Source organism: Pseudomonas marincola (genome assembly GCF_900682675.2).
GTDB classification, from domain to species: domain Bacteria; phylum Pseudomonadota; class Gammaproteobacteria; order Pseudomonadales; family Pseudomonadaceae; genus Aquipseudomonas; species Aquipseudomonas marincola.
Map to the genome: position 1 here is coordinate 2,920,563 of NZ_LR215729.2, position 15,623 is coordinate 2,936,185.

General features: G+C 54.1%; 12 protein-coding genes, 1 tRNA gene and 1 pseudogene. 10 read left to right on the forward strand and 4 right to left on the reverse strand.

Features of this window, described 5'->3' with window-relative positions; all coding sequences use genetic code 11:
- The first annotated feature begins 154 nt into the window (after positions 1 to 154).
- Positions 155 to 851: pseudogene (locus PMYSY11_RS13610) on the forward strand (pirin family protein).
- A gap of 50 nt (positions 852 to 901) precedes the next feature.
- Here PMYSY11_RS13610 and PMYSY11_RS13615 read toward each other — a convergent pair.
- Complete coding sequence (locus PMYSY11_RS13615) at positions 902 to 2,116, reverse strand: molybdopterin molybdotransferase MoeA (RefSeq protein ID WP_150549505.1); 1,215 nt, start codon at positions 2,114 to 2,116, stop codon at positions 902 to 904.
- Entirely contained in the window at positions 2,113 to 2,652 is a 540-nt protein-coding gene (gene moaB / locus PMYSY11_RS13620) for a molybdenum cofactor biosynthesis protein B (protein WP_150549506.1), read from the reverse strand. The genes PMYSY11_RS13615 and moaB overlap by 4 nt, the downstream gene beginning before the upstream one ends.
- A 68-nt stretch (positions 2,653 to 2,720) precedes the next feature.
- On the opposite strand from moaB, the gene mobA reads away from it, so the two are divergent.
- The 4 genes from mobA to ppnN all read left to right on the forward strand — a co-directional run bounded on the left by mobA (position 2,721) and on the right by ppnN (position 5,620).
- On the forward strand, positions 2,721 to 3,293 hold the full coding sequence (gene mobA, locus PMYSY11_RS13625) for a molybdenum cofactor guanylyltransferase MobA (RefSeq protein WP_150549507.1): 573 nt from the start codon (positions 2,721 to 2,723) through the stop codon (positions 3,291 to 3,293).
- A gap of 97 nt (positions 3,294 to 3,390) precedes the next feature.
- Positions 3,391 to 3,612, forward strand: coding sequence for a YgdI/YgdR family lipoprotein (locus PMYSY11_RS13630; protein WP_069898878.1), 222 nt, complete (start codon positions 3,391 to 3,393; stop codon positions 3,610 to 3,612).
- A gap of 155 nt (positions 3,613 to 3,767) precedes the next feature.
- Positions 3,768 to 3,844 (forward strand) — tRNA-Pro (locus PMYSY11_RS13635).
- Between the two features lie 402 nt (positions 3,845 to 4,246).
- Entirely contained in the window at positions 4,247 to 5,620 is a 1,374-nt protein-coding gene (gene ppnN / locus PMYSY11_RS13640; RefSeq protein ID WP_150549508.1) for a nucleotide 5'-monophosphate nucleosidase PpnN, read from the forward strand.
- A 56-nt stretch (positions 5,621 to 5,676) separates the two neighbouring features.
- On the opposite strand, the gene PMYSY11_RS13645 is transcribed toward ppnN, so the two are convergent.
- Complete coding sequence (locus tag PMYSY11_RS13645) at positions 5,677 to 6,765, reverse strand: alcohol dehydrogenase family protein (RefSeq protein WP_197737977.1); 1,089 nt, start codon at positions 6,763 to 6,765, stop codon at positions 5,677 to 5,679.
- 146 nt (positions 6,766 to 6,911) lie between these two features.
- Here PMYSY11_RS13645 and tam point away from each other — a divergent pair, with 146 nt between their 5' ends.
- A complete protein-coding gene (tam, locus tag PMYSY11_RS13650) occupies positions 6,912 to 7,673 on the forward strand; it encodes a trans-aconitate 2-methyltransferase (protein ID WP_150549509.1) in 762 nt (253 codons plus the stop codon).
- Between the two features lie 208 nt (positions 7,674 to 7,881).
- Here the strand turns inward: tam and PMYSY11_RS13655 are convergent, their stop codons facing one another.
- Positions 7,882 to 9,483 carry an arylsulfatase gene (locus PMYSY11_RS13655; RefSeq protein ID WP_090508571.1) on the reverse strand — a complete coding sequence of 534 codons (1,602 nt, stop codon included), beginning with the start codon at positions 9,481 to 9,483 and terminating at the stop codon, positions 7,882 to 7,884.
- A gap of 573 nt (positions 9,484 to 10,056) precedes the next feature.
- On the opposite strand from PMYSY11_RS13655, the gene PMYSY11_RS13660 reads away from it, so the two are divergent.
- From PMYSY11_RS13660 to PMYSY11_RS13675, 4 genes are all read left to right on the forward strand, one after another.
- Positions 10,057 to 12,417 (forward strand): DNA polymerase II, encoded by a 2,361-nt coding sequence (locus PMYSY11_RS13660; RefSeq protein WP_172970693.1) that lies wholly within the window; start codon positions 10,057 to 10,059, stop codon positions 12,415 to 12,417.
- 344 nt (positions 12,418 to 12,761) lie between these two features.
- A complete protein-coding gene (locus PMYSY11_RS13665) occupies positions 12,762 to 13,298 on the forward strand; it encodes a Pycsar system effector family protein (RefSeq protein WP_150549511.1) in 537 nt (178 codons plus the stop codon).
- An 11-nt stretch (positions 13,299 to 13,309) separates the two neighbouring features.
- Positions 13,310 to 14,704, forward strand: coding sequence for an adenylate/guanylate cyclase domain-containing protein (locus PMYSY11_RS13670; protein ID WP_150549512.1), 1,395 nt, complete (start codon positions 13,310 to 13,312; stop codon positions 14,702 to 14,704).
- A 476-nt stretch (positions 14,705 to 15,180) separates the two neighbouring features.
- Complete coding sequence (locus PMYSY11_RS13675; RefSeq protein WP_069899689.1) at positions 15,181 to 15,546, forward strand: BON domain-containing protein; 366 nt, start codon at positions 15,181 to 15,183, stop codon at positions 15,544 to 15,546.
- The last annotated feature ends 77 nt before the right edge of the window (positions 15,547 to 15,623 follow it).

The following is a 15,623-nucleotide window of genomic DNA, read 5'->3' on the forward strand; positions in this document are numbered from 1 at the left end:
GGCAAGGACAGCGCTGACAAATAATCTAATTAATAGATATTAATACGCAAATATTCAGCATTTTATATCGAATCAATTTGACGGAAGATAGCGCTCAACCCAACTAAGGGGTCGGTTGAATCCACTGCCGACATCAAGTGATGAGGATATACCAATGATCGAAGTTCGCCCGTTTGAGCAATTAGGTGGTGCAAATCACGGCTGGTTGGCCGCTCGTCATCACTTCTCATTTGCCGAATATTACGACCCTAAGCGCATGGCCTGGGGCCAGTTACGTGTATGGAATGATGATGAAATAGCGCCGCAAACAGGCTTTCCACCGCACCCGCACCGCGACATGGAAATCATCACCTATGTACGTAAAGGCGCTATCACTCACCAGGACAACCTCGGCAACAAAGGCCGTACCGAAGCCGGTGATGTTCAGGTCATGAGTGCCGGCACCGGTATCACCCACAGCGAATACAACCTTGAGGATGAGACCACCCAGATATTTCAGATCTGGATAATGCCCAATCAGTTCAACTCAGCGCCATCCTGGGGTGCCAAGCCTTTCCCGAAGGCTGAGCGCTGGCCAGTTTGTCACCTTGGCGAGCGGTAACCCCGAGGACAGCGATGCTCTTTCAATTCGGGCCAACGCCCGGGTTGTGGCCGCGACAATCAAGGCCGGGCATTCGGCGGATTATCAGATTGCAGAGGGCCGCAAGGTGTATCTGGTGGCGGCAACTGGTGCATACAGCGTAAATGGCGTGGCCGCCAAGGCACGTGACGGGGTTGCGATAAGCGACACCCAAACCATCAGCGTCAGCGCCAGTGAAGACACCGAAATTGTTCTGGTCGATGTTGAGTAAACCAACGCTCCGCCGGTCTGCCGTGCGGAGCGTTTTGCTGTACTTTAAAACTATCCCAGCAACTCACTTAGCGGGATAAACCGCACGCTGTCGCCCTCAGCCAGCGTGGTGTTTTCCAGCACTTCGGCCAAACCATCGGCCCAGGCAGCGCTGCGCAGAACCCCGGAACTCTGATTTGGATAGATAACCACGCGCCCGTGCTCCATGCGCGCGCGCAAGTATTCGCGACGTTTGCCCGCTTTGCTCCAGGTAAAACCAGCAGGCACCTCGAAACCGAGTGGAGCAACATTCTCCACGCCCATTCGGCGCAGCAGATAAGGCCGCGCCAACAGGCCGAAGGTGACCAACGTAGACGCCGGATTACCGGGCAACCCCAGCACCGGCACGCCGCGAAAATGACCAAAGGTCAGCGGTTTGCCGGGTTTGATTGCCAGCTTCCATAAGGTCAGCTCGCCTTCTTCGCGCAGCGCCTCACCTAAAAAGTCAGCTTCGCCAACCGACACACCGCCGGTTGAAAGGATTAAATCAGCGCCTTTCAATGCACCCAGCGCCGCACGGGTAAGCTCAAGGTCATCGGCAAGAATGCCGCCATCAATCACTTCACAACCCAAGCGCTGCAACCAGCTCATCAGCAAGCGCCGGTTACTGTTGTAGATTTGCCCGGCAGCCAGTGGCGTCCCCGGCTCGACCAACTCATCGCCGGTCGATAACACCGCCACCCGCACACGCCTGCGCACCATCAATCTGGCTGCACCTAATGAAGCCGCCAAGCCCAATTCGATTGGCCCAAGCTGCGTACCCGCCGGTAACACCGTATCGCCGACACGGGTTTCCTGACCTTGGCCGCGCACATTCTGGCCCAAGCGCATCGCGTGCTTGAACTGCACGCTGCCATCGGCTGCAAGCTCGACGTTTTCCTGCATTTCAACCGTGTCGGCACCTGCCGGCAGCGGTGCGCCGGTGAAGATCCGCGCACAAGTGCCGGGCTGCAATGTTGTCGGCGCAGTACCGGCCTGAATGCGCTGACTAACCTGGAGCGCAGTGCCCTGCCAGTCGGCAAAAGCCAATGCATAACCATCCATTGCGCTATTGGCCCAGGGCGGCAGATCCAGGCTGGAAATCAGCGGCTCGGCCAGAACGCGGCCATCGGCTTCAGCCAACTCAACACTCTCAATTTCCAGCGCAGCGCCAGCACTCGCCTGCTCCAGCAAGCGTTCAAGCGCCGCTTCGACTGGCATCAAACCAGGCTGATCACAGCAACTCATCCGCGACTCTCACACGCATCGGCAACTTGCAGATGCGGGACGAAATTGCAGGGCCGGTGACGCGAGTCGAGTTGCTCGGCGAGAATGCCGTCCCACGCGGTGCGACAGGCATTGGTCGAACCCGGCAGGCAGCAAACCAGGGTGTTATTCGAGAGCCCCGCCAAGGCGCGCGACTGCACGGTGGAAGTGCCGATATCGACAACCGAAATCTGGCGGAACAGTTCGCCAAAGCCATCGACTTTTTTATCCAGCAAACAGCTCACCGCTTCCGGCGTGCTGTCGCGTCCGGTAAAGCCGGTTCCACCTGTGATCAGCACAACCTGCACTGAATCCTCGGCAATCCACGTCGCGACCTGAGCGCGGATCTTGTACAGATCATCTTTCAGAAGCACACGCGAGGCCAAGTTGTGACCGGCTGCCTGCAAGCGGTCTACAAACAATTGCCCGGAGGTGTCAGTATCGAGTGAGCGCGTATCGCTGACGGTCAGTACGGCTATATTCAGGGGCACGAACTGCGCCTCGGCCTTGTGATTCATGGCAGGCTTCCAATAGTTAGAGACAATGGCCATATTTATATCACAAGCCCAACTCAGGAAACGTTGACATGGATGCGCCAACACGCGAGAACCTCACTTCGGTTTTACTGCTCGCAGGCGGCAGAGGACAACGCATGGGCGGCCACGACAAAGGCCTGCTGTTATGGCAGGAACGACCGCTGATAAGTTGGTTGTATGAACTCACGCGGCCACTGACAGACGACTTGATCATCTCGTGCAATCGCAACCTGCCGCGCTACAGCGAATACGCCGATCAACTGGTGCAGGATGAATCTGACACCTTTGAAGGGCCGCTGGCCGGGATTCGTGCCGGCCTCAAGGTCGCCCGCCACGCGCAGCTTCTGGTACTGCCCTGCGACGCGCCGAAAGTCGACGATGCGCTGATTCGCTCGCTGATTGAAAACGCTGGCAAACAGCCGGTTGTGGTGCGACAAGATGGCTACTGGGAGCCGCTGTTCAGCCTGATTCCAACCTGTTTAAAAGACAATCTAGAAGCGGCCTGGCAGCGCGGCGAACGCAGCCCGCAACGCTGGCTGCGCACACTCGACCCGGTAGCAGTGGAATGCGCTAATGACGACCCTCGCCTGGCTAATTTGAATACACCAGAGCGCTTAAATTAACTCGCCACACGACACATCACTTACAAACGGGGAACTTTAAAAGCTTTACCCCGTCCGAATGGATGTACACCTTTCGTTATAGCTCAGGAGAGAAACAATGAATCAACGGTATATCGCCGCCGCTGTGCTAGCCCTCGGTCTGGTCGCACTGACTGGGTGCTCCTCGCCTTCCGTGATCACGTTGAATGACGGCCGGGAAATTCAGTCTCTGGACGTTCCAGATTATGACGACGACACCGGTTTCTACGAATTCGAGCAATTGGATGGTAAGCGTACCCGCGTCAACAAAGACCAGATCCGCAGCGTTAAAGAGCTATAAGCAACAGCTGCACTCACCCCGCGGGTTAGCTTGAAATCTGCGCATGAGTGCCCGAGGCCCGTGATTAATGATCGCTCTCAGGCACTGAGGCGTGGTTAAATTTTTTGAGCTAACCTCTTGTACTGTAAAACTTTTTCAGTACAATTTGGATTATTCGGAGTGTAGCGCAGCTTGGTAGCGCGTCTCGTTCGGGACGAGAAGGTCGCAGGTTCGAATCCTGTCTCTCCGACCAAATCCCGGATTGCACTGTCGACTCATCGACGCCCGCAATCTTCAAAAAGCCCGCCTCAGCGCGGGCTTTTTTGTGCCTGCGAAAAACCGCTCGAAAGGCGCACAAGAAAACACTTGCTAAGTGGAGTGCCCGCCCTGAATCGGGCGAAAAATATTGCGGCGTTAAACCTCGCGCCAATTGATAACAGCACGCTGGCGGTTCTATTCTAGAAACATCGGCATTCCTGTTCTGCAGCCCCTAAACGCTGCTCTCTCCAACGCATGCCATACGGAGGATTCAGCCACACGTTTGCTTTCGTCACGCGCGGGCACCGACAATGGTTGACCTACGCGTCATTGGCACTCTCCATCCTGATGCACTGGCCGTAGCGAGCTCAGTCGTATCGCTTTCAGGGAAATTAGAATGGCAGAAAGAAAAGTAATAAACGCATCCGTCAGCCCCAAGGGCAGTCTTGAAACGCTGTCGCAGCGCGAAGTACAACAGCTCAGCGAAGCCGGCTCTGGCAGCACCTACAAACTCTTTCGCCAATGCGCGCTGGCTATCCTCAATACCGGCGCGCACATCGATAATGCCAAGACCATTCTCGACGCTTACAAGAGCTTCGAGGTGCATATCCATCAGCAAGACCGTGGCGTTCGTCTGGAGCTGCTAAACGCGCCTGCCGATGCCTTCGTCGATGGCGAGATGATTGCAAGCACCCGCGAAATGCTGTTCAGCGCCTTGCGCGATATCGTCTACACCGAGAGCGAACTCAACAGCCAGCGTATCGACCTGAGCAGCTCGCAAGGCATCACCGATTACGTGTTCCATTTGCTGCGCAATGCACGCACCTTGCGCCCCGGCGCAGAGCCGAAAATGGTGGTGTGCTGGGGCGGCCATTCGATCGACACGGTGGAGTATCAATACACCAAGAAAGTCGGCCACGAACTCGGCCTGCGTTCACTGGATGTCTGCACCGGTTGCGGGCCAGGCGTGATGAAAGGCCCGATGAAGGGCGCAACCATCGCCCACGCTAAACAACGCATCACCGGCGCACGTTATCTGGGCCTTACCGAGCCAGGCATCATTGCCGCCGAAGCGCCTAACCCGATTGTCAATGAACTGGTGATTTTGCCCGACATTGAAAAGCGCCTTGAGGCGTTTGTGCGGGTGGGCCACGGCATTATTATTTTCCCAGGTGGCGCGGGCACGGCAGAAGAGTTTCTCTATCTGCTGGGCATTTTGATGCACCCAGAAAACCGCGAGTTGCCCTTCCCGGTCATTCTCACCGGCCCGAAAAGTGCGGCGCCGTATCTTGAGCAACTGCATGCATTTGTCGGTGCCACGCTGGGCGAAGCGGCGCAGCAGCATTACCAGATCATCATCGACAATCCGGTGGAAGTCGCGCGGCAAATGACAGCGGCCTTGAAGGAGGTCAAACAATTCCGTCGTGAGCGTAACGATGCATTCCACTTCAACTGGATGCTGAAGATCGATGAGAGCTTCCAGCGCCCGTTCGACCCAACGCACGCCAACATGGCCAGCTTGCAATTAAGCCATGACTTACCGCCGCATGAATTGGCCGCCAATCTGCGTCGGGCGTTTTCCGGCATCGTCGCCGGCAACGTCAAGGACAAGGGCATCCGTCTGATCGAAGAACACGGTCCGTATGATATTCACGGTGATGCCGCGATCATGCAGCCGCTCGACAAACTGCTGCAGGCATTCGTCAACCAACACCGCATGAAGCTGCCGGGAGGCGCTGCATACGAGCCGTGCTACCGCGTAGTGAGCTAACTGCAACCGGCTGACTTGCCCGCCAAAGAGCGGCGCAAATCAGCCGGACTCTGTGGCTATTGCGCAGACGGTATCAGCACAAATTTCCCAACATGGCGCTTCTGCAAAAACGCTTGTTGCGCTTGCACAATGTCTTGCAGCGCGAAGGTTTCGGCCAACACCGGGCTGATTTCGCCCTGCTCGATATACCTCACCAAGTTCGCAAATACCGGCTCATCCCACGCGGTCGTCCCGATCAGGGTGATGTCCTTGAGGTACATGTCGCGCATATCGAGCGCAACCACTGGCCCGGCGATGGCACCGGATGACACCAGCCGCCCGCCACGTTTGAGCACCTTCAACGCGACAGGAAAATTAGCCCCCGCAACGTTATCAACCACCAGATCCACTGCGTTCTCGCCCAGCACCTCAAGCAGATCCGCCGAACGACTGATCACCTGATCGGCGCCAAGACCGGCTACTGCATCCAGCTTCTCGGTCCCTGCAACGGCAATCACCGTGGCCCCCCGGCGCTTGGCCAGTTGCAACGCGGCCACGCCGACGCCGCCCGATGCGCCCATGATCAATACCCGCTCGCCCGCTAACAGATTAGCGCGGTGCAACATGTTCTCCGCCGTGCCGTATGCACAAGGAATGGTGCCCAACTCGGCATCGCTCCAGTCGCAGTCAATCGGGAACACTTCACTGGCAGGTACTTTCACGTACTGGGCGAACGCGCCGTCAAAGTCGGAGCCCATCCACAACGTGTCGAGTGAATCAAAGCCGTTCTCACGCATACACGCGCGCACCAGCACCCGTTTACCCAACAAATGCCCGTGTGTGTGATCGGCAGCCGCCACGACTTCGCCACAACAATCGGTGCCCTGAATAAACGGAAAAGGCGTGGCTGCATTCCAGCCACCCTCGCCACTCTGGGCTGTCAGCGCTTCGCTGGAGGCGGTGTTGGTGGACTCGGTAATGGCCGATGAGTACCAGCCCAGCCGCGTATTGATCTCGGTGTTATTGACCCCGGCCGCCAGCACTTTGAGCAGCACTTCACCCGCCAACGGCACAGGCATTGGCACGTCCTGATAAACCAGCTTTTCATAGCCGCCATTGCCGGTGGTCACAATCGCCTTCATTACACTGCGCGTCATAATTTTCATGGCCTCAACTCTGGATCAGACAAACCACTGGCCTGAACTCTTGCTAGACCTTCCCCTATGCACAGGCAGAAGTAAACCTCGCCCAGCCTTGGCAAGCGGGTATCACTCATCGCATTATCGATACTCACCTCGCCAGGGACGTCGCCATGAGTTGGTCAGCCAAGCAATACAGTCTCTTTGAACAGCAGCGCACACGGCCGGTTCACGACCTGATTGCGGCTATTCCCACCCAAAACGTGCAAACAGCCATCGACCTCGGTTGCGGGCCAGGCAACTCCACCCAAGTGTTGACGCAACGTTACCCGGACGCCTCTGTCAGCGGGCTCGACAGCTCTGCCGACATGCTCAAGGATGCACGCCAGCGCCTGCCCGAACTGCGCTTTGAGCAGGCTGATATCGGCGACTGGAATCCCGCACACAATGTCGATGTCATCCTCGCCAATGCTTCGCTGCAATGGGTGCCCGAACATGGAGACCTGTTTCCAAAGCTGGTCAGCAAACTGAATAAAGGCGGAACGTTGGCGGCGCAGATGCCGGATAACCTGCAAGAGCCTGCACATGTGCTTGCCCGCCAAGTGGCGCAAAACCCGCGCTGGGCGCACAAGATTGCCGAAGTCCGGCATCCGCCACGCCATTCGCCCGATTTCTACTACGCCCTGCTCCGCGAGCACTGCTCTGCGGTCGATGTCTGGCGCACCACCTATTACCACCCGCTGGCCAATCATCAAGCCATTGTCGAGTGGTTCAAAGGCACCGCACTGCGGCCCTTTCTAGCGGCGCTTGATGAAGCAGAACAACACGCGTTTACCGAGCAATACCTGCAACAGATCCGCAATGCGTATCCCGCACTTGCCGATGGCAGCGTGTTGCTCCCGTTTCCGAGGTTGTTTATTTGCGCGACTCGATAGTGCGTAATTACACAGGCCTGAGCAGTCGTTCGCATCGGATTCGACCAGCGCAACTTGTGGGAGTGAGCGGCAGAGAACGGCCAGAAGCTGATATCTGAATAAGCCGAAGAACTAGCCGTCGGTATTGAAAGCTAAGAATCCCGCGCCGCACTCTCCTCAGAAGCAATCTATATCTGAGGAGAGCGAGCAGGACTAGCTTGGTCTGAGACTAACTACCTGGTTTTTTTAGACCGATGTCTTTACGCGGATATTTCTCAAAAGTGGCCAGGTGTCGTCCCGCCCTAGCCATTACCTGAGGCAGTCCCCATTCGAAACGTGAGTGGCCCTGGCTACTCTGCTCCTTGGGATCCATATATAGATTATATACCCAGGGGCTCATACCCAGGTTCTGCACCGTGCTTTCGTCAAGGTTGCGGTGGACGGCCTGGTTGAGAAAGACCTTGAAGTGGACTTTGTATTCCATCCAGCGAACAGCCATCAGCTCGTTCTCGGCATACATAAACACCGCATCACGCTTGGATTTGCCATCGTCAGCCAGCAGGAAAGACGTCTGGTCTATGCCGTCGATGTAACGCTCTGAAGGAATCTTGTCGGTGATGCCAGCCAGGGCCAGTGAGGTGTTGAACATGTCGGTCAGATCGAACAGGCCATCACTGATCCGGTTGGGGGCAATTGTGCCTGGCCAGTAGGCGATCCCGGGGACGCGTACGCCGCCTTCCCAGGTTGTGCCTTTGCCACCGCGAAATGGCTGGTAGCCACTGTCCGGCATGAGATCCTCGTTGCCGCCGTTGTCGGAGGTGAAGAACACCAAGGTGTTTTCCAGCTGGCCCGTTTCTTTCAGCGTTGCAATCAGGCGGCCCACGATGTCATCGACTTCCAACATGGCGTCACGGTAAGGAAAGCCTGCGGGGCTTTTCCCTTCATAGCCTTTTGCCGGGTAAGTATCGTTATGCAGTCGTCCGAAGGAGTGGTAGAGATAGAACGGCTTGTTGTCTTTGGCGCTGCGACGAATGAAATCATCAGAGAAGTCAGCAAATTTTTGATCGATCTCGGCCAGTTGCTCGATTGTGGTTATTTTTTCCGCCACCTCCAGTTTGCCATTCTTGATCCCCTTGGTAATCGCCGGCTCACTGGTTTGCCGCAAGGCCTTGAGGCGCTCAGGGCGTAACACCATGTCGGGATAACGCTGCTTGTCGAGCTGTTGGCTAAAGTCGCTGATCACCGACAAGATGCCGTAGTACTCGTCATAGCCAACCTGATTGGGGTAGCTGCCGTCAGCGTCGCCTAGGTGCCATTTGCCAGACATCGCAGTGCGATAGCCCGCATCAGAGAGCAGTTTGGCGGTGGTGATTTCCTCTGCCCATGGATTGACCTTGAGCACCTCACCACTGAGTGTTGGCCGGGTAAGACCACTGCGCGTCGGGATTCGGCCCGTGTTCAGGGCGGCGCGAGTTGGTGTGCAAGTTGGTTGCGCATAGGTGTTGAGCAGTTTCAGGCCTCCTGCTGCCAGAGAGTCGATTTGTGGCGTTGGCGCACCGATCAGCAGGCCGCCGCCGTATGTCCCTGGGTCTCCCCAGCCCATGTCATCAACCAGCAGAATGAGGATGTTCGGTTTACGTCCGAACTTCTTCTCTAGCGCAGAGAGTTTTGCGGCAGCTGCTTTCTCCTGTTCAGGACGATCAATGGCAGCCTCCAGATAGGGCCTATCCTGTGCAGGGAGCGTGAATGCATTGTTCTGTGTGAGCTCTGCGTGCACAGTCGTGACAGTCAGGAGCAGGGCTGTTGTTATTAGGGTTCGTAGATTATTCATGTCACCTCCGTGTATATGGACACCAATAAGTGATGCGCCCTTGGCGCGTCGCTTAACTACCTAGCCAAGGCAGATATCGCGGCCTCCTTGAAGAGACTCGCAGATGACATTTGAGGGGGGTATTTAACTGTTTGGCCAAGCATTGTCAGCCTAGATGCTCTGTCCTCCGAGCGCCAATGTCCGGACTAGGATTCTTGGCCGGGGAATGACAGTGCACTGAAATCCTCAATCGCCGATGTTAATTTGCCTTTGCTGTATGCAGCTGCCGGTCGTTCCACATCGTAAAAGCGAACCGCTACTGTGCCATTGTCAATGTACAGATCAAGGCAATCATTTTTTCCGTAAGCCCCCCGTCGCGACTGACCGCTTATGGCCGATTCCTACCGATCATAGCCACAACGCGAACTGGCCATATCCGAAGCAATTTACAGTCATAAAAATTGCAAACGGCAGTCACGTCGAATCCAAGCCGCCGATTAAACGGAGTGCAATTTCGCAGCTCGCCCGGTTAATGCACAGTCGCCGCTTCAGACAGGTAGAATCAGCCACTTAATCCTGAGGCGGATGGGCGTAGTGGAATTTCAGCACGGTTTTATTTTGTCGCGACATTGGCGTGATACGCCAGGCGGCAGCGTGGTGGAGTTCTGGCTGGCAACCGATCAGGGCCCGCGTCAGTTGCGCTTGCCGCTGCAAACCTCGGTTGCGTTTATTCCGGCCGAGCAGCGCCAGCAAGTTGAAGCCCTGCTAGCCAACGAGACGGGCTGCGAGTTACGCACGCTGGGCTTGCGCGACTTTCAGCAACGCCCGGTACTTGGCTTGTATTGCCAGCAGTACCGCCAACTCATGCAGCTCGACAAAATGCTGCGCAAAAGCGGCGTGGATGTTTACGAGGCCGACATCCGCCCGCCCGAGCGTTACCTGATGGAGCGATTCATCACCGCCGGTGTGAGCTTTACAGGCACCGTCGATGCACACGGCATCGTGACCGACGCGCAACTCAAGCCTGCCCCAGACTATCGCCCGACTTTGCGGCTGGTGTCGCTGGACATAGAAACCACCGAGCATGGCGAGCTCTATTCTATTGCCCTCGAAGGCTGCGGCCAGCGCGATGTGTACATGCTCGGCCCGGCGAATGGTGATGCCACCCCGCTCGACTTCAACCTGCAGTATTGCGCCTCAAGGGTCGAGCTGTTGCAGCGACTCAACGAGTGGTTTGCCGCCCACGATCCCGACGCGATCATCGGCTGGAACGTGGTGCAATTTGACCTGCGCATACTTCACCAGCACGCGCGCAGGCTCGCCGTGCCCCTGCTGCTTGGGCGCGGTAACAGCGAAATGCTCTGGCGCGAACATGGCAGCCGTAGCCACTACTTCGCAGAAGCGGCTGGCCGGCTGATTATCGACGGCATTGAAGGCTTGCGTTCAGCCACCTGGAGCTTCCCTTCCTTCAGTTTGGAAAACGTCGCGCAAACCCTGCTGGGCGAAGGCAAGTCGATCAGCACGCCATACCAGCGCATGGATGAAATCAACCGGATGTTCGCCGAAGACAAACCGGCGCTGGCGCACTACAACCTCAAGGACTGCGAACTGGTAACCCGCATCTTCGACAAGACCGAACTGCTGCGCTTTCTGCTTGAGCGCGCCAGTGTCACCGGCCTGCCTGCGGATCGCAGCGGCGGTTCAGTGGCCGCCTTTACGCACCTGTACATGCCGCTGATGCACCGCAAGGGATATGTCGCGCCCAATCAGGGTGAGCGCCCCCCCGAAGCCAGCCCCGGCGGTTTTGTGATGGACTCGCAGCCGGGCTTGTACGACTCAGTGTTGGTGCTCGACTTCAAGAGCCTGTATCCCTCGATCATCCGCACCTTCCTGATCGACCCAATCGGACTTATCGAAGGCCTGCAGCAGCCGGATGACGCACACTCTGTCGCCGGTTTCAGAGGCGCACGCTTCTCGCGCAAAACCCATTGCCTGCCGTCTATAGTGGCGCGGGTTGCCGAAGGCCGCGAGACAGCCAAACGTGAGCACAATGCACCGTTGTCGCAAGCGCTGAAAATCATCATGAATGCGTTCTACGGCGTGTTGGGCTCCAGCGGCTGTCGCTTCTTCGATCCGCGTCTCGCCTCCTCCATCACCCTGCGCGGCCACGAAATCATGCGCCTGACCCGCGAGCTCATCGAAGCACAGGGTTACGCAGTAATTTACGGCGACACCGACTCGACATTTGTCTGGCTCAAGCGCCCTCACAGCGAGGCCGACGCAACCCGTATCGGCCACGAGCTGGTCGCCACAGTCAATCAATGGTGGCAGACCCATTTGCAGCAGCACCACGGCCTTGAAAGTGCGCTGGAATTACAGTTCGAGAGCCACTATTGCCGCTTCCTGATGCCGACAATCCGCGGCGCGGAGGAAGGCAGCAAGAAGCGTTACGCCGGCAAGGTGCGGCGCAGCGACGGCACCTCGGAAATGGTCTACAAAGGCTTGGAAACCGTGCGCAGTGACTGGTCGCCACTGGCTCAACAGTTCCAGCGCGAACTGTATCAACTGATCTTCGACCAGAAGCCGTATCAGGCGTATGTGCGCGACTACGTGCAACGCACGCTGGCGGGAGAGCTGGATGACCTGCTGGTGTATCGCAAGCGCCTGCGCCGACCGCTCAACGATTACCAACGTAATGTACCGCCGCATGTACGCGCCGCCCGCACCGCCGACGAATACAACGCCGAGCTGGGCCGGCCGATGCAATACCAGAACGGCGGCTGGATCAGCTACGTCATCAGCAAAAACGGCCCCGAACCACTCGAGATTCGCCGCGCCGCCATCGACTACGACCACTACCTGACTCGCCAACTGCAACCGGTGGCGGACGCCATTCTGCCGTTTGTTGATGACGACTTCAGTACTTTAGTTGGCGGCCAGTTGGGGTTGTTTTAAAGCACTGTCTTTGGCCACAAACTTTATTTGGGAAATTGCAAGGATTTGACCAAGGGGCGTCGTCGCCTTAGCAGGCTGTTCTCGGCCAGTAGCAGTCGGTACCCATGGTTAAAAACGATCGCAAGGTGCCTGCTAGAGGTAAACAAACCAATCAGAAGCAACGAATTAGTCAAGCAAACAGGACGCACAAAGGTAGCTAGGCGCGGAGAGACGTTGCCTCATCTTCAATGCCCTTGCATGTTAGAGCAGCCAGTGAATGCAATTGAAATTTTGTCTCTAAACTTATTTCTCCCTAATAATTAAAAGGGGCTTTCATAAATGATTATAAAATTCACGAGAATGACTTGAGTAGCCTTATAGAGTTAAAGATAAAAAATCAGTTTGAGGTAATCAAACGAATAGATGCTTATATTGGCACTACCAATACTAAATGCACAATCATCATGTCTTACTGTACAGCAGTCATAGCATTAACGTTAACACTGCTTAGCAAGCTAGAAGTATCACACCCAACTACGAGTACCGTATCTATTGGTTTGTTCGGTTGTCTTGGATTGATTACTGCAGTCATTTGCATGTTGATGGCATGCTTGACAATCTTCCCTGTAACCTTTAGCAGCCCGGACAGAAACATAGGGAAGTCATTAATTTTCTATGGTGATATAGCAGCCGCTAAAAATGGTTCTAATGAATATGCTAAACGGATCACTCAAGTATCAAATGAAGATTATCTCGATGACTTGAGCGAGCAAGTATTCACCCTGGCTAATATTGTATCTAAAAAGTTCTGGATGATTCAGAAGCTATCTATTATTTTGTGCCTACATTTCTTTTTTATTTCCGCACTCCTTGTAACTTCTATTATTAACACCCTACCATAGAGGGATCTACTTTGAATAAAGGTATTTCAAGAGAATCTTTCTCCCGAATGTTAGATTCAGAAATAAGGAAGAATAGTAAAAGTCACTTTAGCGCAATGGATAGAACACTGCACCGAGCATCAATTGAAAGCTTCGATGAGCACATTGAAAAATCTTCAGCTACATCTGATTCATTTGATCAGGAATCAGTCCAACAAGACATTCGCACTTCATTCAGAAGGGATGGGCTCAACCAGAGCAAGATCGGGACTCATCCAGACTTTATGCACCTCGTTGAAACTGACAAACAAGAGCATCACTATATTTGTTCGCTCTTCCTAGATATAAAAAACTCTACAAGACTTACGTTTATATACGAGCTTCATGAGGTTATAGCCATCAAGAATACAATTTTAAAAGCTGCGGCTGAAACCGTACTTGCTATGGATGGACATGTTCATCGATTCATGGGAGACGCACTGCTAGCCTTTTTTGGAGGAAAAGCAAAAGATAAAGACGACAGCATAATTAATGCTATTAATTGCGCATCAGTTCTTGAGTCTTTGATGACGGGCACAATCATTCCTGTGCTTGAACAGAAATATGTGCAGAATCCCAAGGCCGACTATTTGGGTTTTCGCATTGGCTTGGACTATGGATCTGACAATGACGTACTGTGGGCGTCATACGGCTTTAAAGGTGTTTACGAAGTAACACCAACCTCCTTCTTTGTGGATGTTGCGGCTAAGCTTCAAGGCATCGCAGGTAAAAACAAGTCGATGCTCGGTCAAAATATCATGGAAGAAATCGACCTACCTGAAGATTACACAAAAATCAAAACTCTCACCCAAACCAATAAACAAGGTGAAAGAGAAAACTTTCCGCAGCCTAAGCTTCCTAAATCTTATACAGATCAAGAGGGAAAGGTTCATACATATAAGGTAAGAGAGCTGAATCATGCTAAATATAGAGATCTTCTACCCTTTCCGACTGACCTAAAAGAATCGCATTCAAACTCAACATTGGTGTCATGCACTGGAATATCATTTAAGTGCTTCATCGTAGAGAACGATAGATTAGTCGAGTACCCATCGATATCAAAAATGCTTAACAAAGATATCACACTTAAATTCAAGGTCGTATTTGGCAAAACTGTTTACGATAGTCAAAGTTTTCCGCTAGAGTTAAAATTAATAAAACAAAACCATGGTAAAGAAGCTCAAGAGAAAGGGGAACAAGGGGTTTTTCCTATGACAAAAGCCTCAATTATCAAAAATAATTTCTATTCGACAGAATTCTTCAGGGCCCACACTCAGACCCATACTGACTCGACAGCTTATCGCGGACTTCACACAATGGAAGCTAAAGTAACTGATGCGACGGGTAGTGTTATATTTAAAGATATTATCGGGATATATATCAGATAACTCATCAATATCACCTTTGCAATTATTTAGGCGAAAATAACGAGAATTATTATCCGTAAATTCTGGTGCGCTTAACAATCAGGAGGTGGTCTGAATATTGCTGCTACTTGCCGACCGCTCTTGACCGCATGCGGCCTCCCTGTTTCGCACCCTGACAACTCTCCTCCTACGACCACACTCCAATCCCAATACATACGCATAGCCAATTACGCTGCCACCGCACCTATTCGCCCCTCCACCCGAGCAAACTCACCCTGCCACCAAACGACTAACGTGCAATCTGCACGATCGAAACCGTCTAAGTTTGCGATTCGCATGATGGCACTACGCCTCACAAATCTATAACCCATTGAAAAACATAAGAATATAAAAACCAAAAAAGCTGGCACAGGCCTTGCGATAGTTAAGACGTATCTGGAGCCAACACAGGCTGCATATCGAATCACTCGCAAGGAGACGCTACGATGAAAAAGCCAATGAATAAGACCCTTATCAGCGCCGCAGCTGCCACAGCATTGAGCCTTAGCATGGCGAGTTCGGTCTGGGCAGGTTCCGAGCCTGGCGCAGAGCCAATGATTCCGGCTGAAGGCACTACCATGAACGAGATGAATCAGGGCGCAGCCGCGCAATCTGATGAGTGGATCACTGAAAAGGTCCAGCAGAATCTCGGCACTGAAGTGACCCTGAAAACGGCCAACATCAATGTCGACACCATGAAAGGTGTAGTGACCTTGACCGGTACCGTTGCCACTGATGAAGCCCGTGACAAGGCTGTCGAGCTTGCAGAAGCCGTAGATGGCGTTAACGAAGTCAAAGCAGAAGCACTGACTTCGCCGAAGTAAGCCAGCAGTAACTGATTTTTTAGATCAGTAAGCAAAGCCCCGACGTTGATAGCGTCGGGGCTTTGTTGTTTGCGCAA

What these genes read in the sequence shown, in the direction of transcription:
- PMYSY11_RS13615 (WP_150549505.1), bottom strand. Translation starts at nt 2,116, where the DNA reads ATGAGTTGCTGTGATCAGCCTGGTTTGATGCCAGTCGAAGCGGCGCTT.
- moaB (WP_150549506.1), bottom strand. Translation starts at nt 2,652, where the DNA reads ATGAATCACAAGGCCGAGGCGCAGTTCGTGCCCCTGAATATAGCCGTA.
- mobA (WP_150549507.1), top strand. Translation starts at nt 2,721, where the DNA reads ATGGATGCGCCAACACGCGAGAACCTCACTTCGGTTTTACTGCTCGCA.
- PMYSY11_RS13630 (WP_069898878.1), top strand. Translation starts at nt 3,391, where the DNA reads ATGAATCAACGGTATATCGCCGCCGCTGTGCTAGCCCTCGGTCTGGTC.
- ppnN (WP_150549508.1), top strand. Translation starts at nt 4,247, where the DNA reads ATGGCAGAAAGAAAAGTAATAAACGCATCCGTCAGCCCCAAGGGCAGT.
- PMYSY11_RS13645 (WP_197737977.1), bottom strand. Translation starts at nt 6,765, where the DNA reads ATGAAAATTATGACGCGCAGTGTAATGAAGGCGATTGTGACCACCGGC.
- tam (WP_150549509.1), top strand. Translation starts at nt 6,912, where the DNA reads ATGAGTTGGTCAGCCAAGCAATACAGTCTCTTTGAACAGCAGCGCACA.
- PMYSY11_RS13655 (WP_090508571.1), bottom strand. Translation starts at nt 9,483, where the DNA reads ATGAATAATCTACGAACCCTAATAACAACAGCCCTGCTCCTGACTGTC.
- PMYSY11_RS13675 (WP_069899689.1), top strand. Translation starts at nt 15,181, where the DNA reads ATGAATAAGACCCTTATCAGCGCCGCAGCTGCCACAGCATTGAGCCTT.